Consider the following 20,352-nt stretch of genomic DNA (forward strand, 5'->3'; position numbering starts at 1 on the left):
GTCGTGGTGGTGACCGAAAACGCTTACCCGCCGCTGCAGTTCATCGACAAGAAGACCGGCAAGCAGATCGGCTGGGAATATGACGCGATGGATGAGATCGCCAAGCGGCTGAATTTCAAGGTCGAGTACCAGAACACCTCCTGGGACGCGATGATCCAGGCCGTTTCCGACAACCAGTACAATATCGGCATGACAGGCATCACCATCAAGGACGAGCGCAAGGCGAAGGTCGACTTCTCGGACCCTTACATGCGATCGGAACAGTTCATGCTGGTGCGCGGCGACGAGAGCCGCTTCACCGACGCCAAGAGCTTTGCCGCCTTCAAGGACGGGCTGATCGGCGCGCAAGCCGGCACGACGCCCTTCTACACCGCCGTCTACAGCGTGCTCGACGGCAATGAGCAGAACCCGCGCATAAAATTGTTCGAGACCTTCGGCGCCAGCGTGCAGGCGCTGAAGTCCGGCGATGTCGACGTGGTGCTGACCGACGGCACCGCCGGCAAGGGCTATGTCGATGCCTCCGAAGGCAAGCTGAAGCTGATCGGCGGGCCGCTCGGCAGCGAGGATTTCGGCTTCATCTTCCCCAAGGGCTCCGACCTGGTGAAGCCGGTCAACGCCGCGATCGCCGCGCTCAAGGCCGATGGCACGCTCGATGCGCTGAACAAGAAGTGGTTCCTCGACTACAAGATGGGGCAGTAGCCCACGTTGTTGACGGCAGTGCCTGTGCAGGAAATCGCGCTGACTTGGCGCATGAGCACCCCCCTCTGCCCTGCCGGGCATCTCCCCCTCAGGGTGGGAGATTGGCAGTTTCAGCGCCTCCGCACATTCTGCATCGATGGTTTGCGAAAGCCGATCGACCATCTGATCTCCCGCCTTGAGGGGGAGATGGCCTGCAGGCCAGAGCGGGGTACCTGGGCGCCATCCTTTCTGGGTCGTTACACCGGCGGCACATCCTGATGACCGCCACGACGTCCACCGCCAAATCCGAATTCCCCTGGTGGCTGGCCGCAGCGGCCGTTCTGGCGCTCGCCGCGGCGCTGGCCATCGCCGCCAGCGACCTTTACGCCGAGGTCTTCGCCACCGTCGCAAAGGGCATCGCCATCACCGTCTTCGTCACCGTGGTCGGCTTCGCGCTGGCCTCGGCGCTTGGACTCGGCATCGCGCTGATGGCTTTGTCGGGGTCGCAATGGCTGCGCCAGATCGCGCGCTTCTATGTCGAGATCATCCGCGGCGTGCCGATCCTGGTGCTGCTGTTCTGGATCGCTTTTGCCGGGGCGCCGGCATTCGTCGCGGCGTGGAACGCGCTGACGGCGCCGCTGCAGAGCGCCGGCTGGATCGGCGAGCTCCTGGTGCGGGATGTCTCGCTTCTGTGGCGCGCCATCATGGCTCTGACCATCGGCTATTCGGCCTTCATCTCGGAAGTGTTCCGGGCCGGCATCCTGTCGGTCGAGAAGGGTCAGATCGAGGCGGCAAAAGCGCTCGGGTTGACGCGCGTGCAGCGCTTCCGGCTTATTGTCTTTCCGCAGGCGATCCGCACCATCCTGCCGCCGCTCGGCAACGATTTCGTTGCCATGGTCAAGGACTCCTCGCTGGTCTCGGTGCTGGGCGTTGCCGACATCACCCAGATCGGCAAGGTCTATGCCGCCGGCTCGTTCCGCTTCTTCGAGACCTATTCGATCGTCGCCTATATCTATCTGATCTTGACGGTCGGCCTGTCGCTGGCGCTCCGGGCGCTCGAGAAACGGCTGCGACGGCAGCATGAGCAATAGCCCCCGGGCCAAGAGCGCGCTACGCTTCCTGGGTTGGTAACGCCCGGGAGCTGACCCATGAATTTCGACAAGGCCAATGCGGCGCTGGACTCCGTCTATTCAGCCGAGACGCCGGAGGCGCTCGCCAAGGCCTATGCCGAATGGGCGGCGACCTATGACGGCGAGACCGCCTCGCTCGGTTATCTGCTGCCCTTCCTCATCACCGCCTGGGTGGCGCGGCATGTGCCGGCGGGCGAAGGCCCGCTGCTCGACGCCGGCTGCGGCACCGGCCTGTCCGGGCCGTCATTGAAAGCGCTGGGCTATGGCGACATCGCCGGTCTCGACCTTTCAGACGACATGCTGAAGATCGCAGGCAGCCGCAATGCCTATGGCGAGCTGAAGAAGGCGATGCTCGGCGGTCCGCTGCCCTGGCCCGACAGTCATTTCCGCGCCTTCTTCTCGACCGGCGTCTTCACCATCGGCCACGCGCCGGCCGAGGGCCTGCATGAGCTGGTGCGCATCACGAAGAGCGGCGGCCACGCCATCTTCACCGTGCGCGACCAGGTTTTTGAGAGCGGCGGCTTCCAGGCGGTGTTCGACGCACTCAGGCAGGCAAGGAAATGGCGGCTGGCCGAGGAAAGTCCGTGGTTTCGCTGCTATGCGATCGGCGACCCGGACGCGCTGGTGAAGACTTTCGTATTCGAGGTGCTGTGAGCGCGGCTTCCCCTTCTCCCACAAGGGGAGAAGGCAAAGCTACCGCAATTGCCGAAAAGCCAAAACGTTGATATGAGCAGCGCCATGGAAGAGCTTTTCGGCGATCCGGCCTATAAGGGTTTCGTGCTGCAGGACAGGAAGCGCCTGCCGTCGCGATTTGCCGCGCGCGTCTGCGGCGCGCTCACCAGCCGACTTAGCTGAGGCGACTGATCCAGCCGCTTCGCCGGTCGGAAGCCCCGGCGCCACCTTTTGCCATTCTCATATCGACGGATTTACGCACATGAGCGCACCGCGCACCCTCTACGACAAGATCTTCGACGACCATGTCGTCGACCGCCAGGACGACGGCACCTGCCTGCTCTATATCGACCGCCACCTCGTCCACGAGGTCACCAGCCCGCAGGCCTTCGAAGGCCTGCGCATGAGTGGCCGAGACGTTCGCCATCCTGAGAAGACGCTCGCCGTGGTCGACCACAACGTGCCGACCTCGCCCGAGCGCAAGTTCGGCATCAAGAACGAGGAAAGCCGTATCCAGGTCGAGGCGCTGGCCAAGAATGCCAAGGATTTCGGCATCGAATATTATTCGGAGAACGACGTCCGCCAGGGCATCGTCCACATCATCGGGCCGGAGCAAGGCTTCACGCTGCCCGGCATGACCATCGTCTGCGGCGACAGCCACACCTCCACGCACGGTGCGTTCGGCGCGCTGGCGCACGGCATCGGCACTTCGGAAGTCGAGCATGTGCTGGCGACGCAAACCTTGATCCAGCGCAAGGCCAAGAACATGCTGGTGCGCGTTGACGGCCAGCTTCCGGAAGGCGTCACCGCCAAGGACATCATCCTCGCCATCATCGGCGAGATCGGCACCGCCGGCGGCACCGGCTACGTCATCGAATATGCGGGCGAGGCGATCCGCTCGCTGTCGATGGAAGGCCGCATGACGATCTGCAACATGTCGATCGAAGGCGGTGCGCGCGCCGGCTTGATCGCGCCGGACGAGACCACCTTCGCCTATGTGAAGGACAAGCCGCGCGCGCCGAAGGGCGCCGCCTGGGACGCCGCGCTTGCCTACTGGAAGACGCTGCATTCCGACGAAGGTGCGCATTTCGACAAGGTGGTCGTGCTCGATGCGCAAAAACTGCCGCCGATCGTCTCCTGGGGCTCCTCGCCCGAGGATGTCGTCTCGGTGCAGGGTTTCGTGCCGAATCCGGCCGACATCGCCGACGAGAACAAGCGTTCCTCGAAGCTGCGCGCGCTCGACTATATGGGGCTGACGCCCGGAACCAAGATCACCGACATCACGCTCGACCGCGTCTTCATCGGGTCCTGCACCAATGGCCGCATCGAGGACCTGCGCGCCGCCGCCAAGGTTGTCGAGGGCAAGAAGGTCAATCCGCGCGTGAACGCCATGATCGTGCCGGGCTCCGGCCTGGTGAAGGAGCAAGCCGAAGCCGAAGGGCTCGACAAGATCTTCGTCGCCGCGGGCTTCGACTGGCGCGAGCCCGGCTGCTCGATGTGCCTGGCGATGAACGACGACCGGCTGAAGCCGCATGAGCGCTGCGCCTCGACCTCGAACCGCAATTTCGAGGGCAGGCAGGGTTTTAAGGGCCGCACCCATCTTGTCTCGCCGGCCATGGCGGCGGCGGCGGCAATCGCCGGCCATTTCGTCGATATCCGCGACTGGAAGTAACGGCCTGCCGCGGAGGCGATCAAAGGCCCGGAGCGCACCGCGTTCCGGGCCTTTTGGTCGCTCAGCGGTCGCCGAGCCGGATAATCTCGTGGAACTCCTCACGTCGGCCAGGCTCGTCGGCAGCGACGATCAGCGCCAGTTGCTGCTCGTCGAAAATCTTGAACCACTCGTCCCATTCGACCAGCTCGTAGCCGCCGGCGTTGGGAGGCCGCTCCGGGCGGTCGTCGTCCTCATAGGCGTTCTGGCCAAAAACCAGGCGCAGCATGGGTTGCGTGCCGGCCTCGGGCGAAATGTCGACAATGGCCGGAAATCCGGCGCGCGCCGCCGCCCAGGAACGGATCGCATCGTGCTCGGTCAGGGTGATTGTACCGGCCATCGGCGTTCTCCTGTTTTGTGTTGAGAACGCCGGTCTCCCGGAGCTGTTCCGTGCCGTCGCTTAACCGCTTGTTTGTGCTTCCCGACTAGCATTTCCCCTTGGGTAACTTGGGGAAGTCACGGTCCGTTGGACACCGGTCTGCTCATAGCGCTGCTCAATCCGACGATAGCGCTGGCGCTCGGCGCTGCGTTCCTCGTGCTGTGGTTTTATCAGCGCCATCGTCCGTATCTGGCGGTGCTGGCGGCGAGCTACTGCCTGTCGGCGTCGGGTTTCCTGCTGCAATATTTCACGTTGCCGCTCGGCATCGTGGCGACCAAGCTGATCTCCAACATATGTTTCACGATAGCCGCCTGCTGCCTTTCCGGCGCGATCATCGCGCGCTACGGCCGGCGCGTGCCCTATTTCGGCATCGGTGTCATGGCCGGCGGCGGGCTCGCCGCCTTCGCATGGTTCATGTTCGTCCAGCCGGATCTTACCTGGCGCGTGCTCAGCATGAATTTCGGCTTCGGCGGCCTGAGCCTGCTCGTCGCCGTCGAGCTCAGGACAGTGCGCAACAATGGCCCTGAGAAAATCCTGGTCGCGCTGGCCCTGCTTTCCGCGCTGAACTTCACCGCCCGTACCCTGATCGTCGTCATCGCGCATGGACCGTTCCCAAGCTATGACGGCTTCTACGGCTCGTCCTACTGGACGACGGCGCTGCTCTCGCACGCGCTTTTGTCGCTTCTGATCGCGCTCTGCCTGTTCACGGCGGCCGCCCTCGACGTGCTGAAGGCACTGAAGGCCGAGACGCACACCGACCCGTTGTCCGGCCTTCTCAACCGCCGCGGCTTCCAGGAACGGGCAGCACTTCTGCTCGATCAATGCGCCAAGGCCGGGTTTCCCGTCGCGCTGGTGCTTGCCGACCTCGATCACTTCAAGGCGCTCAATGACCAGCACGGACATGAGGCGGGCGACCGAGTGATTGCCGATTTCGCTGCCAAGCTGCGCTTTGCCACCGGTGCGCGCGGCGCAGCGGGGCGCATCGGCGGCGAGGAGTTCGCCGTGCTTCTGCCGCTCAGTGATCTCGCCGCGGCGCGCCTTTTCGCCGAAGCGATCCGCACTTTCTATTCGGCCGGAGCCGTCGACGGCCTGCCGCCCGGCACCAGGGTGACAGCGAGCTTCGGCGTTGCGGCCCGCAGCGGCGCGGAAGGTCTGGCGCCGCTGATGCGGCGCGCCGACGAGGCGCTCTACAAGGCCAAGAGGAATGGCCGTGACAGCGTCCGCCTTTCCTACGAGCGCCCCGAAACCGCCTTCGTGCCCGAAGCGGTGAGCGTCGGCTGAAATCGGAGGCTCCAGAGCACCTGACAACAGCCAGCATCCCCGCCCGAAGGCATGCGGCGTTAACGTGTTTTTCGCCCGTCGATGGTTTTCTGCCCGGGGGGCTTCGAAGGGAACATGGGCAGCGCTGATTTCATCCTGATGATCAATCTGCTCGTCGCCGGGCTGTTGGCCGCGGCCTTCGTGGCGATCGCCGTCCACGACGTCGGGCGTGTGTCGGCGCGCTGGCTGGCTTTCGGCTATTTGCTCGGCATGGCCTATTTCGCCATCGAGTTCAGTATCCCCGCTTTTGCCGATGCCCGGCTGCCGGTTGTCATGGCCTTCGCTGTCTTCCTCGGCGCGACCATCGCCTTCAACGGCGGGGTTGCCCACAAATATGGCGTGACGCCGCCCTGGGCGCCGATGCTGGTCTTCCTGGCCGTGGCCTCGGCCGCCGTCTATCTGGTGCAGGACCTGCCGCGATACTCGCTCACCCGCATGTTGGCCTATCAGCTTCCTTATGCGGCCATGCAGTGCACCGCGCTTGGCATCGTGCTGTCCTCCAGGCAGCGGCTCGAGCGGCTCGATCACCTCCTGATGCTCGTGCTCGCGGCAAGCGCCCTGCAGTTCGCATCAAAGCCTTTCATCGCCGGCGCGCTGGGCGGCTGGGGCGCCAATCCGCAATCCTATGTGCAGACGGGTTATGCGCTGGTGTCGCAGTCGCTTGGCACCGTGTTCGGTCTGGCGCTGGCGCTGCTCGCGCTCGCCATCCTGGTGCGCGACGTGCTGGCCGCGGCGATGTCGAAATCGGAGACGGACACGCTGTCGCGGCTCCTCAACCGCGGCGGTTTCGAACGCCATGCCGAGCTGGCGTTGCGGGATGCGGTGCGCCGGGGCGTACCGGTGGCGCTGGTCATCGCCGACCTCGACCACTTCAAGAGGATCAACGACAGCTACGGCCATGCCTGCGGCGATCGTGTCATCGAGACGTTCGCAGGCTTGCTGCGCGAGGCGGCGGCCGAGCATCACGTCGCCGGCCGCATCGGCGGCGAGGAATTCGCCATCATCCTGCCCGGTACCAACCTCACTGCCGCGCGATTGTTCGCGGAAGGCGCGCGCAGCGCGTTTGGCGGGCTGCCGATCGAGGGCCTGCCCGCCGAGCATCGCTGCAGCGCGAGCTTCGGCGTCGCCGAGCTTGCCGTGGCTGAGGATTTTTCAGATCTGCTGCGGCGCGCCGATGAAGCGCTCTACGCAGCCAAGAATGCCGGCCGCGACTGCGTGCGCGTCTCGCTCGGGACCGCGCGCCGGCAATTCCCGGCGGCGGTCAGCGGCAGGGGCTGAGGTTGGGCATCTCGCCGTCGGAGAGGCCGTACATATAGGAACGGCCCTTGATGAAGACCGGCGGCTGGTAGCAGCCCGGGGCACCGGCAGCGTCGGAATCGTAGATGACGTCGGGCTGGCCGGCGCCGGTGAAGTTCGAGAGCTGCTTGGCGTGCCTGCCCTCGCCGACGATGATGCGCTTGTAGCCGGCGGCGCTGTCGATGACGAGATTGCCGAAGGAATCGGCATAGACGCGGTCGTGATGGCGCAGGCCGGCTTCGGCCGGCACAGCAATGGCGGTGGCAAGTGCAGCCAGCGTCGCGACCGCCAGGCCTGCCCGCACTGAATTCGAACGCATGTCGCTCTCCCTTGGACGGTGCGACCCTCGGGATCGCCCTGCAAACGTCGTGCGAATCGGAAATTAACTCTTTCTTAACCTTTGTTAAGGGGCAGACAGGCTTCAGGAGGGGAACTTAATGAACATGGTTAATTTCGGCGCCTTGGCCCCACTCCGTCCATCGCCCCGCCCCGGCCCGGTCTGACCCAGGCGAGCTTGATCTTGGCGCATTGCGTGGCTAGCGTGCCGCGCACGAAAGGGGCAGCACATGACGTTTGGCCGTGCGATTTGGGTGTCGCTCGTTGTTCCGCTGCTTCTTGCGGCTACGGCCTGCGTGCCGCAGGACGGCGTGCCGAAGGCGGCGAATACTTTATCCCCAACAGTCTCGCCCGTTCCAACCAGCCAACCCGTCGCTCCCGGGGCTGGAGCTGCCGCAACGCCCAAGGCATTGGCAACAACTTCGCCACCCGCAACCAAAATCACCACCGACTTGACCACGCCGCGAGCCGGCGTCGGAACGGCCACCTACAGATGCGGCAATGGCGGCATGATCACCATCCAAAATCTCGGCTCTTCGCTGCGTGTGCTCGGGCCGGATGGCTCGGCCGAGGTGTTTCCAGCGTCGCCCGCAACCAGACCAGCCGCTACCAGGAAGCGGCGACGCATGACGCAATCGTGATCGACGGTCGCGAGGCGCTGGTGATGAAGAAGGGGTCGACGCCGCAGAGCTGCAAAAGATGACGGATCTTATTGCACTGCAGCGACGTTGTGCCGGTTGCAGATCGGCCGCTAATCGATTGAAGCTGAATTTCCCCGTTTTGTCAGACTAAATGACGTTTCCAAAACGATTTTCCGGCTTTGACGCGGTGCAAAAAGCGCATTAGAAACCCGCTATCCGAGGCCCTATGTTGTGCGGCAAAAGCCGCATCCTTCGCGGCTCAGGAACGCCGATCTGGGGGAGCCATGAGCAAATCACCAGCCACCCGCGCAATTGCCAGACGTGAACGGCCGCTTTCGCCGCACCTGACGATCTACAGGCCCCCGATCACGATGACGATGTCGATCATCCATCGCATCACCGGCGGCGCGCTCTATTTCGGCACGCTCCTAGTGGCGGCCTGGCTGATCGCTGCGTCGAGTTCGCAGGCTGCGTTCGACTGGATCAACTGGGCCTTCGGCTCGTGGCTCGGCCGGCTGATCCTGTTCGGCTACACCTGGGCGCTGATGCACCACATGCTGGGTGGGTTGCGCCATCTCGTCTGGGACACCGGCGCCGGGCTCGAAAAACACACCGCCTCGAGGATCGCATGGGCAACGCTCGCCGGCTCGATCGTGCTGACGCTTTTGATCTGGATCGCGGGCTACATGGCGCGGGGGGCACTCTGATGACCGCAAAGAATTCGGACATGCGCACGCCGCTCGGGAAGGTTCGCGGCCTTGGTTCGGCGCGTGAGGGTACCGGCCATTTCTGGCGCCAGCGGTTGACGGCGGTGGCCAATATCCCGCTCATCCTGTTCTTCGTCGGCTTCCTGATCGCCCTCAACGGCCACGGCTATGCGGAAGTGCGGGCGTCGCTCGCGAACCCCTTCGTGGCGCTGGTGCTGTCGTTGGTGCTGATTTCCGCGCTCTACCACATGCGGATCGGCATGCAGGTCATCATCGAGGACTATGTGCATGGCGAGGGCATGAAGCTGGCGCTGATCGCCCTCAACACATTCTTCTCAATTGCAGTCGGCGTCGCCTCGCTCTTCGCTCTGCTCAAACTCGCATTCGGAGGCTGACGTCTTGGCCAGCGCAAACACAGCCAGCACGGCTTCGGCCTACACCTTTGTCGATCACAAATTCGATGTGGTGATCGTCGGCGCCGGCGGCGCCGGGTTGCGCGCCACGCTCGGCATGGCCGAGCAGGGGCTGCGCACCGCCTGCATCACCAAAGTATTCCCGACGCGCTCGCACACGGTCGCGGCGCAAGGCGGCATCGCCGCCTCGCTCTCCAACATGGGCCCGGATTCCTGGCAGTGGCACATGTACGACACGGTCAAGGGCTCGGACTGGCTGGGCGACGTCGACGCCATGGAATACATGGTGCGCGAGGCGCCGGCCGCCGTCTACGAGCTCGAGCATTACGGCGTGCCATTCTCGCGTACCGAAGAGGGCAAGATCTATCAGCGTCCGTTCGGCGGCCACATGATGAATTATGGCGACGGCCCGCCGGTGCAGCGCACCTGCGCCGCCGCCGACCGCACCGGCCACGCCATCCTGCATACGCTCTACGGCCAGTCGCTGAAGAACAACGCGCAGTTCTTCATCGAGTATTTCGCGCTCGACCTGATCATGGAGCCGGACGGCACATGCACCGGCGTGGTGGCGTGGAATCTCGACGACGGCACCATCCACCGCTTCTCGGCAAAGATGGTGGTGCTGGCCACCGGCGGCTATGGCCGCGCCTATTTCTCCGCCACCTCGGCGCATACCTGCACCGGCGACGGCGGCGGCATGGCCGCGCGGGCCGGGCTGCCACTGCAGGACATGGAGTTCGTGCAGTTCCATCCGACCGGCATCTATGGCGCCGGCTGCCTGATCACCGAAGGCGCGCGCGGCGAGGGCGGTTATCTCGTCAATTCCGAGGGTGAGCGCTTCATGGAGCGCTACGCGCCGTCGGCCAAGGACCTCGCCTCGCGCGACGTGGTCTCGCGCTGCATGACGCTGGAGATCCGCGAGGGCCGCGGCGTCGGCAAGAACAAGGACCACATCTTCCTGCATCTCGACCATCTCGATCCGGCGGTGCTGCACGAGCGGCTGCCGGGCATCTCCGAATCGGCCAAGATCTTCGCCGGCGTCGACCTGACCAAGGAGCCGATCCCGGTGCTGCCGACGGTCCACTACAATATGGGCGGCGTGCCGACCAATTATTGGGGCGAGGCGCTCAACCCGAGCTTCGACAACCCCGACCGCGTGTCGCCCGGCCTGATGGCGGTGGGCGAGGCCGGCTGCGCCTCCGTGCATGGCGCCAACCGGCTCGGCTCCAACTCGCTGATCGATCTCGTCGTGTTCGGCCGCGCGGCCGCAATCCGCGCCGGCCAGGTGATCGATCGCAAGTCGGCGATTGCGTCGCCCAATCAGGAATCGGTCGACAAGATCATGGACCGCTTCGACAAGCTGCGCCACGCTAGCGGCTCGACCCCGACCGCGGCGCTGCGCGAAAAGATGCAGCGGGCGATGCAGGAAGACGCGGCGGTGTTCCGCACGCAGGAATCGCTGGAAAATGGCTGCCAGCGCGTTTCTCAAATCTGGAGCGAGCTCAAGGACGTCAAGGTCTTCGACCGCTCGATGATCTGGAACTCGGACCTGGTCGAGACGCTGGAGCTCGAAAACCTGATGGTCAATGCCATCGCCACGGTCTACGGCGCCGAGGCGCGCAAGGAGAGCCGCGGCGCGCACGCGCGAGAGGATTTCTCGGCGCGCGACGACGCCAACTGGCGCAAGCACACGCTGGCCCACGTCGGCGAGGACGGCAAGGTGACGCTTTCCTACCGCCCGGTGCACACCGACCCGCTGCTGGCGGAAAAGGATGGCGGCATCAGCCTGGCCAAGATCGCGCCAAAGGCCAGGGTCTACTGACATGGCATTGGCGGCCGCGGGATATTCCGGCACGCCCCTTCCGGCCAAGCTCGGCCTGAAGGACGGCATGGTCGCCGCCTTCATCGCGCTGCCGCCGGAGCTCGACGAGTTGGCTGGGGCCGTCGCGTTTGCCGGGGTCGATCGGCTGCCCAACTGGTCGGCGATCTCGGGCAACCGAAAATACGATGCGGTGCACGCGTTCACCCGGCAGCGCGCCGAGATCGAGGACGGCCTGGCCGGCATCGAGATGGCGATCAAGCGCGACGGCATGGTCTGGGTCTCTTGGCCGAAGAAGGCTCCGAACGTGCCGACCGACGTCACCGAGGACGTCATCCGCGCCGAGGCGCTCAAGCGCGACCTTGTCGACGTCAAGGTCGCGGCCCTCAACGAAATCTGGTCCGGGCTGAAGCTCGTCATCCGAAAGGACCGCAGGTAATGGTCGAACTCACGCTTCCCAAGAATTCGAAAGTCCAGCAGGGCAAGACCTGGCCGAAGCCGGAGGGCGCCACCAATCTGCGCGAATACCGCATCTACCGCTGGTCGCCGGACGACGACGAGAATCCGCGCATGGACACTTATTTCGTCGACATGGACGATTGCGGCCCGATGGTGCTCGACGCGCTGCTGTGGATCAAGAACAAGATCGACCCGACGCTGACGCTGCGCCGCTCCTGCCGCGAAGGCATTTGCGGGTCCTGCGCCATGAACATCGACGGCTCGAACACGCTCGCCTGCACCAAGGGCGCCGAAGACATTTCCGGCGCGGTGAAGATCTATCCGCTGCCGCATATGCCAGTGATCAAGGACCTCGTGCCCGACCTTACCAACTTCTATGCCCAGCATGCCTCGATCGAGCCCTGGCTGAAGACGGTCTCGCCGACGCCCGCCAAGGAATGGCTGCAAAGCCATGAAGACCGCGAGAAGCTCGATGGGCTCTATGAGTGCATCCTGTGCGCCTGCTGCTCGACCTCGTGCCCGAGCTACTGGTGGAACGGCGAGCGCTATCTCGGCCCGGCAACGCTGCTGCAGGCCTATCGCTGGCTGATCGATTCCCGCGATGAGGCGACCGGCGAGCGGCTCGACAATCTCGAGGATCCGTTCCGCCTCTATCGCTGTCACACCATCATGAACTGCGCGCAAACCTGTCCGAAGGGGCTCAATCCGGCGAAGGCGATCGCGGAGATCAAGAAGATGATGGTTGAGCGGCGCGTCTAAAGTTTAGCGGCTCAAGTTCGTACGCAGCGATTCTTCGCGCCCCCCTCTGGCCTGCCGGCCATCTCCCCCACGGGTGGGGAGATTGGCTGTCATCGCGGCTTTCGCCAATCGCCAACGTTGAAGGATGAGCGCCGTCGGCGAAGCTGCTGATCTCCCCCCAAGTGGGGGAGATGTCCGGCAGGACAGAGGGGGGCGCTGTCCCGCCGACGTTCCGAAGGTTCTGCCTTGTCGCGGCGATCCGATTTCTGTCAAAATCGGTACCCGGAGAACCGACCTTATCGAAAAGCCAAACCCAATGACCGATCTTTCCGTCCTCTCTTCCGTCGAAGCCCGCGTGCTCGGCTCACTGATCGAGAAGAAGGAGCTGACGCCGGATGTCTATCCGCTGACGCTCAACGGTGCGCATGCCGCCGCCAACCAGAAGACGGCGCGCGAGCCGGTGATGGCGCTGGAACTGACCGACGTTAGGCGCGCGCTCAGCTCGCTCGAACAGAAGGGTCTGGTGCGCCAGGCTTTTGCTTCGCGGGTCGAGCGCTACGAACATCTGATGGCGCAGCGCTTTTCGCTGACCACGCCGCAGATCGCGATCGTCGGTCTGCTGCTCCTGCGCGGCGCGCAGACGGCGCATGAGCTGCTCGCCCGTTCTGAGCGCATGGCGCGCTTCGGGTCGATCGAAGAGCTTCGCGACAATCTCGACCTGATGATCGGCCGCCGTCCGCCGCTGGTGCAACTGCTCGAGCGCGCACCGGGCCAGCGCGAGGAGCGCTACGTGCATCTTTTGAGCGGGCCGGTGGAAATCACGGCGGCGGCGCCTTGGCAATCGGCGGCGTCGGAGTCCGATCTCGAAGCGCGGGTGCGGGCTCTGGAGGAAGAGGTTGCTTCGTTGCGGGCGAAGATCGAGGCGCTGGGCGGCTAGCGTGAGATGATGGCGGGACAGCGCCCCCCTCTGTCCTGCCGGACATCTCCCCCACAAAGGGGGGAGATTGGCAGTTCCAGCGCCTCGCTCGTTCCTGCGGCGTCGGCGATTGGCGAAAGCCGGCGCGATATCCGATCTCCCCCCTCGTGGGCCCTCGTGGGGGAGATGCCCGGCAGAGCAGAGAGGGGCGCGACGGATCGCTGCCCCGCGCAGTCTAAGTCAGCCCAGCCTGGCGTCGAGCGAGACCTTGATGGCGCCGAGCGCCTTTGAGACCGGGCACTCGGCCTTGGCCTTCTCGGCCAGTTCCTGGAACTTTGCCGCATCGATGCCCGGGACCTTGCCGACCAGGGTGATGGCGCTGCCGGTTATGCCGGTGCCGGGCACCAGTGTCACAACAGCCTTGGAGTCGAGCGCGATGGCCGGGGTGCCGTTCTCGGCGAGGAAATGCGACAGCTGCATGGCGTAGCATCCGGCATGGGCGGCGGCGATCAGCTCTTCCGGATTGGTGCCGGATTTGCCGCTCTCATCCTCGAAGCGCGCCTTGAAGGAATAGGGTATGCCTTTCAGAGTCCCGCTCTGCGTCTCCAGCGTGCCTCTGCCCTCTTTAAGATTGCCTTTCCAGACGGCGTTTGCGGTGCGGTCCATGAAGTCCTCCTGGCTTGTCGGGGTTCGCGCCGGCGGGCGCCGGCGTTCGCTGAACTATAGCGCGAGCGCGCCGGAAAACCATGGCGCGATTGTGCCCGCGAAGTCGACGCGCGCGAAAAAATTCTCGAAAAAAACGCGTGCAGAATGTCGACTTCCCGGCGGCCGGACCGTCCTGGGGGCGGCCACGAAGTTCGGGGCCGAAGGAGGCTGAAGATGGAAAATCTGTTTTTCGCACTTTGGAGGCGCCCCGGCCGAAGGGTGCAGCGACCGGAAGAGTTCTGGCTGGATCCCTCGGCCTTCGGCCTCGGCCGGCTGGCGGCGGCCGTGGCCATAATCGGGATTGCGGCATGCCTGCTCGATCATGCGGCGGCCAGAAGCAAGGCTGACAGCATCGCGGTCGCCTCCTATGGTTCATCGCAGGAAGGGAACTGACAATGAAATATGTCCTGCTGGTCTACGGCGAGGAAAAGGACCTCTTCGCGCTCACGCCGGAACGATCCGCCAAGCTAGACGCCGATTCGCTCGCCTATGACAGGGAACTCGATCGACAAGGTAAGCTGATCATCGCGCAGGCGCTGCAGCCGGTCAAGATGTCGAAGTCGCTCAGGCGTCGCAAGGGCAAGCGGCTGGTTACCGACGGGCCGTTCGCCGAGACGAAAGAACAGCTGCTCGGCTTCGTTATGGTAGAGGCCGCGGATCTCGACGAGGCGATGGCGATCGCAGACGGTATTCCTCTGGTCGAGCTCGGCACCGTCGAGGTCAGGGCTGTCTACGACATACCGGGGTCATGACCCGGAGCTATTAGCGGTTTGTTCATCGCCGCAATTGTCGCGAGTTGAAGCGATGCTGTACTTCTTCTATCGTTGCCGCGGTTTCGGGGGAATTCGGCATGCCTTTTCTGCTCGCGATGCTTGGCCTGCTCGGCGTGGCGGCCATCTGGTGGTACCGGCTGAAGGCGATGAACGAGGCGGCCAGCGAGGTCGCCGACGTTATCGGCCGCGTGCAGGGCAATATCCGCCGCAAGAAGCTGCGCAAACAGGCGGCACTTTCGCCGCTGACGGCGATCGACGATCCGGTCGTGGCCGCCGCGACGCTGATCACCGCGATCGTTTCGGAACATGGCCCGATCCTGCCGCAGCGCGAAGCCGTCATCCGTGAGGTGATCGCGCAGATTGCCGACAACCCTAAGAAAACCGACGAGGCCGTCGTCTACGCCAAATGGGCGGCCGCGCAGGTCGACGACACCACGATCGTCATCGACAAGCTGGCGCCGTTCCTACGCGAGCGCCTCGAGCCGCACGAACGGGATGATCTGCTCAGCATGCTGAACCGGGTGGCACAGGGCGGCGAGCAACGCCTGCGCATCGCCGACCAGCGGATGGTGAGGCTGCGGCAGAAGCTGGGTTTTGAGGTCAATTAAGCTGAAGCAGTGGCGGCCGGATCGCCTACCTTCGTGATTGGCCGAAACGCTTCTCGCATCCTCATTCTATGGCGGAGCAAGGAGCGAAGCGACGCGGCGCAGACCATAGAATCCATTCCGTTACCTTATAAGCGTTGCAGCGGTGCAGAATTCTGCTCGGCGGCATTCTTCGACCAAGGTCACGGCATGGATCCTCGGGTCTTCGCGTCCGCTTCGCTCCCGCTCCGCCCGTGGATGACGACGTCGCGTAGGCACCGGCCAATTGCTAGGCGCTAGATCGCTTCGCCCTTCAATAGCCGCGGCATGTCGCCTGACAGGCCAGATGCCTGGCGGATGAAGAAGTCCTTGAGCTTCGGCATGCGCTCGACGAGGCCGAGGCCGATGTCGCGCACGGCGCGCAGCGGGCCGATGTCGTTGGAAAACAGGCGGTTCAGCACGTCGGTGGTGACGCCCATCTGCAGCGTGTCGAAGCGGCGCCATTGCTGGTAGCGCTCGAGCACGTCGAGCGCGCCGATGTCCTGGCCGAGCCGGTCGGCCTCGACCACCACTTCGGCAAGTGCTGCGACATCCTTGAAGCCGAGATTGAGGCCCTGACCGGCGATCGGATGGATGCCGTGAGCCGCATCGCCGGCGAGCGCGATGCGCGGTGCGACGAAGGCGCGCGCAAGGATCAGGCCGAGCGGCCAGGCGCGCGGCTTGTCGGCGACGCGGATCTCGCCGAGCTTCAGCCCAAAGCGCTGCTCCAGCTCATGCTCGAAGACGAACTCGTCGCCCTCGACCAGCTTCTGCGCGTCTTCCGTGCGCTCCACCCAGACGATCGAGGAGCGATTGGTGCCGTCCTCGTCAGGCTTCAGCGGCAAGGTGGCGAAGGGGCCGGCGGGCAAAAAATGTTCCTCGGCGCGGCCATTGTGCGGGCGCTCATGCGCGACCGTGCAGACGATGCCGGACTGGCCGTATTCCCATTTTACCGTCCTGATGCCGGCCATGTCGCGCAGCTTCGAATTGACGCCGTCAGCGGCGACGAGCAGGCAGGCCTTAAGCGCGGCACCGTCGGCCAGATGCACGGTGATGCCGGCGCCGTTCGTGTCGAAGGCGCTGACGGCCATGCCTTCGATGACGTCGATGCCGAGTTTTTCGGCGCGCCGGCGCAGCGCGCCGTTGAGGACCCGGTTGGCCACCATATGGGCGAAGGGTTCGCCGGGCGCCACCTCGCCGTCGAAGGTCAAAAACACCGGGCGCACCGGATCGGCGGCGCGCGAATCGGTGATGATCATCTCGGTGATCGCCTGCGCCTCGGGCGCGATCTCGTCCCAGACGCCGAGCTGCTCCAGCATGCGGCAGGCCGCGGCGGCGATCGCCGAGGCGCGGCCGTCCTTCTGCCAGACGCCGGCAGGTGCCGCATCGACAATGGCGACGGCAAGGCTCGGTCGCGCCTGCTTCAGCGACACGGCCGCGGCAAGGCCGACATAGCCGGCGCCCGCCACCAGCACGTCCACCGAGGTTTTGTCCGCTGCATCCGCCTTGCGGTCGACCATGGCACTTTCCTTTCGCGGCCTCCGGCCACCGCGGCGGCCGTTGCAGCTTGACTGCCCGGCTCTCCTGTCCGAAACCCGCCATGACACATCTTCAAGGGACGTGGAACATGACGGCGGCCATGGACGAGCTTCTCGACATTCTCGACCTCGAGCAGCTCGAACACAACCTGTATCGTGGTCGCAGCCCCAAGCTCGACTGGCAGCGCGTGTTCGGCGGCCAGACGATCGCTCAGGCGCTGGTCGCCGCCCAGCGCACTGTCGAGCCCGGGCGCCATGTGCATTCGCTGCACGGCTATTTCATGCGGCCCGGCGACACCAAGGTTCCGATCGTCTATGAGGTCGACCGCATCCGCGACGGCGGCTCTTTCACCACGCGCCGGGTGGTGGCGATCCAGCATGGGCAGGCGATCTTCTCGCTGGAAGCCTCGTTCCAGCAGGACGAGGTCGGGCTGGAGCATCAGCTGCCGATGCCACGCAACGTGCCGGCGCCCGACACGCTTCTGTCGCAGCGCGAGCTGCTCGGCAAGTTCGGCGAGGCGGTGCCGGAAGGCATCAAGCGCTACTGGGAGCGCGACCGGCCGATCGAGATGAAGCCGGTAATGCTCAAGCACTATACCAGCCGCGAAAAGCTGGAGCCGGAGCAGAATATCTGGATCCGCACCACGGGCCCGGTGCCGGAAGACCGCGCCACGCAGGCGGCGGTGCTTGCCTATCTCTCCGACATGACGCTGCTCGACACCTCGACCTTCGCGCATGGCCGCGCCATCTTCGATCGCGACATCCAGGCGGCCAGCCTCGACCATGCCATGTGGTTCCACCGCAGTCATTCGCTGGACGACTGGATCCTCTACACGCAGGACAGCCCCTCCACGCAAGGCTCGCGCGGTTTCACCCGCGGATCGCTGTTCGCGCGCGACGGAACGCTGATCGCCTCGGTCGCGCAGGAAGGCCTCATCCGGCTGAAACGCTGAGCCGGCTTCGAGGCATGGCTAAAAAGCAGGCATTTTCGAAATTTTGCTCATTTTTTAATCATGAGCCATTAAGGCGCTGCGCCCGTTTGTTGAGCAAGCGCTGCTGATCTCCTTTGTTTACAACAGGTTAATGCCCTGCTTCGGCAATTGGCACGGAGCTTGATTCCTGTCCTGCACTCTCCGGCTCTCCTCGGGATCGGTGAAGGTGTGCAAACGCGGGGGACCGCAACAGCAAAGGGTGAAACCTTATGAAAATCGTGATGGCAATCATCAAGCCGTTCAAGCTCGACGAGGTGCGCGAAGCGCTCACCGCCGTCGGCATCCAGGGCCTGACCGTCACCGAAGTCAAAGGCTACGGGCGTCAGAAGGGACATACGGAAATCTATCGCGGCGCCGAATACGCGGTCAGCTTCCTGCCCAAAATCAAGATCGAGGTCGCCGTCGGCGCCGACATGGTCGACAAGGCCGTCGAAGCCATCGGCTCCGCCGCCAAGACCGGCCAGATCGGCGACGGCAAGATCTTCGTCTTCGGCATCGACCAGGCGGTGCGCATCCGCACCGGCGAAACAGACACCGACGCGCTCTGAGCGGCGACCAGCTATTCCAACGGAGAGTTCAATGAATATTCCTTCCCCCTTGAAGACGACGGGACGCGCGGCCGCTGCGCTCGCTCTCGTAGCGTTCAGCACCGCCGCCGCCTTCGCGCAGGAGGCCGCTCCGGCAGCCACGGCCGCAGCGCCGGCCGCCCCGGCGCCCGCGCTCGACACCGGCAACACCGCCTGGATGCTGACCTCGACGGCGCTGGTGCTGATGATGACCATCCCGGGCCTGGCGCTGTTTTACGGCGGCATGGTGCGCAAGAAGAACGTGCTCGCCACCATCATGCAGAGCTTCGCCATCACCTGCCTGGTGACGGTGCTGTGGTTCATGTTCGGCTACTCGCTGGCCTTCTCCGACGGCGGCGGCATGAACAAGTTTATCGGCGGTGCCTCGAAATTCTTCCACCACGGCATCACCACTTCCTCGCTGTGGGCGCCCGGTGTGGCGAACATCCCTGAATTCGTCTTTTCGATGTTCCAGATGACCTTCGCCATCATCACCCCGGCGCTGATCGCCGGCGCCTTCGCCGAACGCTTGAAGTTCTCGGCGCTGCTCATCTTCATGGCGCTGTGGCTGCTGGTCGTCTACGCGCCGGTCGCGCACTGGGTATGGGGCGGCGGCTTCCTCGCCACCGCCGGTGTGCTCGATTTCGCTGGCGGCACCGTCGTCCATATCAATGCCGGTGTCGCGGGCCTGGTCTGCGCGCTCGTTCTCGGCAAGCGCGAGGGCTATGGCACCACCAACATGGCGCCGCACAACCTGGTCTATTCGGTGATCGGCGCCTCGCTGCTGTGGGTCGGCTGGTTCGGCTTCAACGCCGGTTCGGAACTGGCGGCCGACGGCCTCGCCGGCGCTGCGATGTTGAACACGCAGGTCGCCACAGCCGCGGCGGCGCTGGCCTGGATGTTCGCCGAATGGATCGTCGCCAAGAAGCCTTCGGTGCTCGGCATCATCTCGGGTGCTGTCGCGGGCCTTGTCGCGGTGACGCCGGCTTCCGGCTTCGTCAACCCGACCGGCGCCTTCTTCGTCGGCATCATCGCCGGCGTCGTCTGCTACCTGTCGGCGGTCAAGCTCAAGCACGCCATGGGCTATGACGACTCGCTCGACGCCTTCGGCGTCCACGGCGTCGGCGGCATCGTCGGCGCACTGCTGACCGGTGTGCTCGCCGATCCGGCGATCAACAGCCTGTCGTCGGGCGCCTCGCTCGCCAAGCAGGCATACGGCGTCGCTGTCACCATCGTATGGACGGCGGTCGCCACCTTGGTCATCCTCTACATCGTAAAGGCGCTGGTCGGCCTGCGTCCGAGCACCCAGGAAGAGGTCGAGGGTCTCGACGTCACCCAGCACGGCGAAGTCGTGCCGTAAGGCCGACCCGGCCAAGGACCGGCGGATACTCCTCCCGCCGGTCCGGATATCAAGGGAAGCCGCGGCGCGGCTTTCCCGATTTGCTCCCAAGATCCCGTCGTGATGCTCTCGAAAGGGGCTCACGCCTTGAGGCCCGGAAGATTTTCCGGGCCTCCTTTTTCTCGGATATGAGCATTGAGCGTTTCGATCACATTCACTTGATCGCGAATGTGTGAAACGTCCGCCCTTCCGGTTCCGTACTGGGATTGCGACCGCCATCGTGGTGTCGCCAAATATCAGGGAAGGAATCGACCAATGAACTGCAAGAATAGCTTCCTGGGAGCAATGGCTCTGTCGATGGTCAGCGGTGTTGCACTTGCCGGCGCGCTCGACTCGCCTGACAATATGGCTCCGTTCTTCACCGATTCCAGCATGAAGACCATGAAGTCCGAGGCCGATTTCAAGGCCGCCTGGGCGACGACGGCAAAGGACAAGCAGGACGCGATGATGAAGGAGTGCCAAGACGCGGCGATGAGCAAGCCGCATGCCGAATTCTGTGCCAACCTGATGCAGTACGCCGGCCATAAGTGATTTGCGGCAGGTC

Annotated in this window: 24 protein-coding genes; 20 read left to right on the forward strand and 4 right to left on the reverse strand. The window is 64.5% G+C overall.

Annotated elements, in window-relative coordinates; translation table 11 throughout:
- From EOA32_RS11505 to leuC, 4 genes are all read left to right on the forward strand, one after another.
- The coding region (locus EOA32_RS11505; RefSeq protein ID WP_128371809.1) for a transporter substrate-binding domain-containing protein at positions 1–699 on the forward strand (699 nt) is incomplete at its 5' end.
- A 257-nt stretch (positions 700–956) separates the two neighbouring features.
- On the forward strand, positions 957–1,769 hold the full coding sequence (locus EOA32_RS11510; RefSeq protein WP_128371810.1) for an amino acid ABC transporter permease: 813 nt from the start codon (positions 957–959) through the stop codon (positions 1,767–1,769).
- Between the two features lie 57 nt (positions 1,770–1,826).
- Entirely contained in the window at positions 1,827–2,462 is a 636-nt protein-coding gene (locus tag EOA32_RS11515; RefSeq protein ID WP_128371811.1) for a class I SAM-dependent methyltransferase, read from the forward strand.
- Positions 2,463–2,742: 280 nt separating this feature from the next.
- Positions 2,743–4,152, forward strand: coding sequence for a 3-isopropylmalate dehydratase large subunit (gene leuC / locus EOA32_RS11525; RefSeq protein ID WP_066991840.1), 1,410 nt, complete (start codon positions 2,743–2,745; stop codon positions 4,150–4,152).
- Positions 4,153–4,213: 61 nt separating this feature from the next.
- Here leuC and EOA32_RS11530 read toward each other — a convergent pair whose 3' ends face one another.
- On the reverse strand, positions 4,214–4,528 hold the full coding sequence (locus tag EOA32_RS11530; RefSeq protein WP_066991843.1) for a hypothetical protein: 315 nt from the start codon (positions 4,526–4,528) through the stop codon (positions 4,214–4,216).
- Positions 4,529–4,654: 126 nt separating this feature from the next.
- Between EOA32_RS11530 and EOA32_RS11535 the strand changes: the two genes are divergently transcribed.
- Both EOA32_RS11535 and EOA32_RS11540 read left to right on the forward strand, forming a co-directional pair.
- Positions 4,655–5,848: a GGDEF domain-containing protein gene (locus EOA32_RS11535; protein ID WP_095782706.1), complete on the forward strand. Its 1,194-nt coding sequence runs from the start codon at positions 4,655–4,657 to the stop codon at positions 5,846–5,848.
- Between the two features lie 114 nt (positions 5,849–5,962).
- The gene (locus EOA32_RS11540; RefSeq protein WP_128371812.1) at positions 5,963–7,165 is read left to right on the forward strand and encodes a GGDEF domain-containing protein; all 1,203 of its coding nucleotides are present in this window, start codon (positions 5,963–5,965) and stop codon (positions 7,163–7,165) included.
- Here the strand turns inward: EOA32_RS11540 and EOA32_RS11545 are convergent.
- A complete protein-coding gene (locus EOA32_RS11545; RefSeq protein ID WP_095825185.1) occupies positions 7,149–7,502 on the reverse strand; it encodes a hypothetical protein in 354 nt (117 codons plus the stop codon). The two genes, EOA32_RS11540 and EOA32_RS11545, sit on opposite strands and share 17 nt — an antisense overlap.
- Positions 7,503–7,749: 247 nt before the next feature.
- Between EOA32_RS11545 and EOA32_RS11550 the strand changes: the two genes are divergently transcribed.
- From EOA32_RS11550 to EOA32_RS11585, 7 genes are all read left to right on the forward strand, one after another.
- Positions 7,750–8,160, forward strand: a complete 411-nt coding sequence (locus tag EOA32_RS11550) for a hypothetical protein (protein ID WP_348632197.1) — start codon at positions 7,750–7,752, stop codon at positions 8,158–8,160.
- A 284-nt stretch (positions 8,161–8,444) separates the two neighbouring features.
- Positions 8,445–8,867, forward strand: a complete 423-nt coding sequence (gene sdhC, locus EOA32_RS11555; protein WP_095782703.1) for a succinate dehydrogenase, cytochrome b556 subunit — start codon at positions 8,445–8,447, stop codon at positions 8,865–8,867.
- Entirely contained in the window at positions 8,867–9,262 is a 396-nt protein-coding gene (gene sdhD, locus EOA32_RS11560; protein WP_066991857.1) for a succinate dehydrogenase, hydrophobic membrane anchor protein, read from the forward strand. The genes sdhC and sdhD overlap by 1 nt, the downstream gene beginning before the upstream one ends.
- Before the next feature lie 4 nt (positions 9,263–9,266).
- Complete coding sequence (gene sdhA / locus EOA32_RS11565) at positions 9,267–11,102, forward strand: succinate dehydrogenase flavoprotein subunit (protein ID WP_128371813.1); 1,836 nt, start codon at positions 9,267–9,269, stop codon at positions 11,100–11,102.
- 1 nt (position 11,103) lies between these two features.
- A complete protein-coding gene (locus tag EOA32_RS11570; RefSeq protein WP_128371814.1) occupies positions 11,104–11,538 on the forward strand; it encodes a DUF3052 family protein in 435 nt (144 codons plus the stop codon).
- Positions 11,538–12,317, forward strand: coding sequence for a succinate dehydrogenase iron-sulfur subunit (locus tag EOA32_RS11575; RefSeq protein WP_066991866.1), 780 nt, complete (start codon positions 11,538–11,540; stop codon positions 12,315–12,317). The genes EOA32_RS11570 and EOA32_RS11575 overlap by 1 nt, the downstream gene beginning before the upstream one ends.
- 295 nt (positions 12,318–12,612) lie before the next feature.
- Complete coding sequence (locus EOA32_RS11585; protein ID WP_128371815.1) at positions 12,613–13,233, forward strand: DUF480 domain-containing protein; 621 nt, start codon at positions 12,613–12,615, stop codon at positions 13,231–13,233.
- Positions 13,234–13,452: 219 nt separating this feature from the next.
- Here the strand turns inward: EOA32_RS11585 and EOA32_RS11590 are convergent, their stop codons facing one another.
- Positions 13,453–13,878 (reverse strand): OsmC family protein, encoded by a 426-nt coding sequence (locus EOA32_RS11590; protein ID WP_128371816.1) that lies wholly within the window; start codon positions 13,876–13,878, stop codon positions 13,453–13,455.
- A 213-nt stretch (positions 13,879–14,091) separates the two neighbouring features.
- Between EOA32_RS11590 and EOA32_RS11595 the strand changes: the two genes are divergently transcribed.
- The 3 genes from EOA32_RS11595 (at position 14,092) to EOA32_RS11605 (ending at position 15,298) form a co-directional block, all read left to right on the forward strand.
- On the forward strand, positions 14,092–14,310 hold the full coding sequence (locus EOA32_RS11595; protein ID WP_128371817.1) for a hypothetical protein: 219 nt from the start codon (positions 14,092–14,094) through the stop codon (positions 14,308–14,310).
- A 2-nt stretch (positions 14,311–14,312) separates the two neighbouring features.
- Positions 14,313–14,669: a YciI family protein gene (locus EOA32_RS11600; RefSeq protein WP_128371818.1), complete on the forward strand. Its 357-nt coding sequence runs from the start codon at positions 14,313–14,315 to the stop codon at positions 14,667–14,669.
- A gap of 98 nt (positions 14,670–14,767) precedes the next feature.
- Positions 14,768–15,298, forward strand: coding sequence for a hypothetical protein (locus EOA32_RS11605; protein ID WP_067322954.1), 531 nt, complete (start codon positions 14,768–14,770; stop codon positions 15,296–15,298).
- Positions 15,299–15,570: 272 nt separating this feature from the next.
- Here the strand turns inward: EOA32_RS11605 and EOA32_RS11610 are convergent, their stop codons facing one another.
- Positions 15,571–16,833 carry a ubiquinone biosynthesis hydroxylase gene (locus tag EOA32_RS11610; RefSeq protein ID WP_128371819.1) on the reverse strand — a complete coding sequence of 421 codons (1,263 nt, stop codon included), beginning with the start codon at positions 16,831–16,833 and terminating at the stop codon, positions 15,571–15,573.
- 107 nt (positions 16,834–16,940) lie between these two features.
- On the opposite strand from EOA32_RS11610, the gene tesB reads away from it, so the two are divergent.
- The 4 genes from tesB to EOA32_RS11630 all read left to right on the forward strand — a co-directional run bounded on the left by tesB (position 16,941) and on the right by EOA32_RS11630 (position 20,339).
- A complete protein-coding gene (gene tesB / locus EOA32_RS11615; protein ID WP_066998363.1) occupies positions 16,941–17,804 on the forward strand; it encodes an acyl-CoA thioesterase II in 864 nt (287 codons plus the stop codon).
- 248 nt (positions 17,805–18,052) lie between these two features.
- Positions 18,053–18,391, forward strand: a complete 339-nt coding sequence (locus EOA32_RS11620; protein ID WP_095779921.1) for a P-II family nitrogen regulator — start codon at positions 18,053–18,055, stop codon at positions 18,389–18,391.
- Between the two features lie 196 nt (positions 18,392–18,587).
- Positions 18,588–19,769, forward strand: coding sequence for an ammonium transporter (locus EOA32_RS11625; protein WP_245322420.1), 1,182 nt, complete (start codon positions 18,588–18,590; stop codon positions 19,767–19,769).
- Positions 19,770–20,063: 294 nt separating this feature from the next.
- Positions 20,064–20,339: a hypothetical protein gene (locus EOA32_RS11630; RefSeq protein ID WP_128371820.1), complete on the forward strand. Its 276-nt coding sequence runs from the start codon at positions 20,064–20,066 to the stop codon at positions 20,337–20,339.
- Positions 20,340–20,352 lie beyond the last annotated feature (13 nt).

It is taken from the genome of Mesorhizobium sp. M1A.F.Ca.ET.072.01.1.1, from assembly GCF_004023325.1.
Classification (GTDB): domain Bacteria; phylum Pseudomonadota; class Alphaproteobacteria; order Rhizobiales; family Rhizobiaceae; genus Mesorhizobium.

Coding starts and splice junctions, on each gene's coding strand:
- sdhC (WP_095782703.1), top strand. CDS start 8,445: ATGAGCAAATCACCAGCCACCCGCGCAATTGCCAGACGTGAACGGCCG.
- EOA32_RS11530 (WP_066991843.1), bottom strand. CDS start 4,528: ATGGCCGGTACAATCACCCTGACCGAGCACGATGCGATCCGTTCCTGG.
- EOA32_RS11605 (WP_067322954.1), top strand. CDS start 14,768: ATGCCTTTTCTGCTCGCGATGCTTGGCCTGCTCGGCGTGGCGGCCATC.
- EOA32_RS11550 (WP_348632197.1), top strand. CDS start 7,750: ATGACGTTTGGCCGTGCGATTTGGGTGTCGCTCGTTGTTCCGCTGCTT.
- tesB (WP_066998363.1), top strand. CDS start 16,941: ATGACGGCGGCCATGGACGAGCTTCTCGACATTCTCGACCTCGAGCAG.
- EOA32_RS11630 (WP_128371820.1), top strand. CDS start 20,064: ATGAACTGCAAGAATAGCTTCCTGGGAGCAATGGCTCTGTCGATGGTC.
- EOA32_RS11575 (WP_066991866.1), top strand. CDS start 11,538: ATGGTCGAACTCACGCTTCCCAAGAATTCGAAAGTCCAGCAGGGCAAG.
- EOA32_RS11515 (WP_128371811.1), top strand. CDS start 1,827: ATGAATTTCGACAAGGCCAATGCGGCGCTGGACTCCGTCTATTCAGCC.
- EOA32_RS11585 (WP_128371815.1), top strand. CDS start 12,613: ATGACCGATCTTTCCGTCCTCTCTTCCGTCGAAGCCCGCGTGCTCGGC.
- EOA32_RS11600 (WP_128371818.1), top strand. CDS start 14,313: ATGAAATATGTCCTGCTGGTCTACGGCGAGGAAAAGGACCTCTTCGCG.
- EOA32_RS11610 (WP_128371819.1), bottom strand. CDS start 16,833: ATGGTCGACCGCAAGGCGGATGCAGCGGACAAAACCTCGGTGGACGTG.
- sdhD (WP_066991857.1), top strand. CDS start 8,867: ATGACCGCAAAGAATTCGGACATGCGCACGCCGCTCGGGAAGGTTCGC.
- EOA32_RS11510 (WP_128371810.1), top strand. CDS start 957: ATGACCGCCACGACGTCCACCGCCAAATCCGAATTCCCCTGGTGGCTG.
- EOA32_RS11590 (WP_128371816.1), bottom strand. CDS start 13,878: ATGGACCGCACCGCAAACGCCGTCTGGAAAGGCAATCTTAAAGAGGGC.
- EOA32_RS11540 (WP_128371812.1), top strand. CDS start 5,963: ATGGGCAGCGCTGATTTCATCCTGATGATCAATCTGCTCGTCGCCGGG.
- EOA32_RS11570 (WP_128371814.1), top strand. CDS start 11,104: ATGGCATTGGCGGCCGCGGGATATTCCGGCACGCCCCTTCCGGCCAAG.
- EOA32_RS11625 (WP_245322420.1), top strand. CDS start 18,588: ATGCTGACCTCGACGGCGCTGGTGCTGATGATGACCATCCCGGGCCTG.
- EOA32_RS11545 (WP_095825185.1), bottom strand. CDS start 7,502: ATGCGTTCGAATTCAGTGCGGGCAGGCCTGGCGGTCGCGACGCTGGCT.
- EOA32_RS11595 (WP_128371817.1), top strand. CDS start 14,092: ATGGAAAATCTGTTTTTCGCACTTTGGAGGCGCCCCGGCCGAAGGGTG.
- leuC (WP_066991840.1), top strand. CDS start 2,743: ATGAGCGCACCGCGCACCCTCTACGACAAGATCTTCGACGACCATGTC.
- EOA32_RS11620 (WP_095779921.1), top strand. CDS start 18,053: ATGAAAATCGTGATGGCAATCATCAAGCCGTTCAAGCTCGACGAGGTG.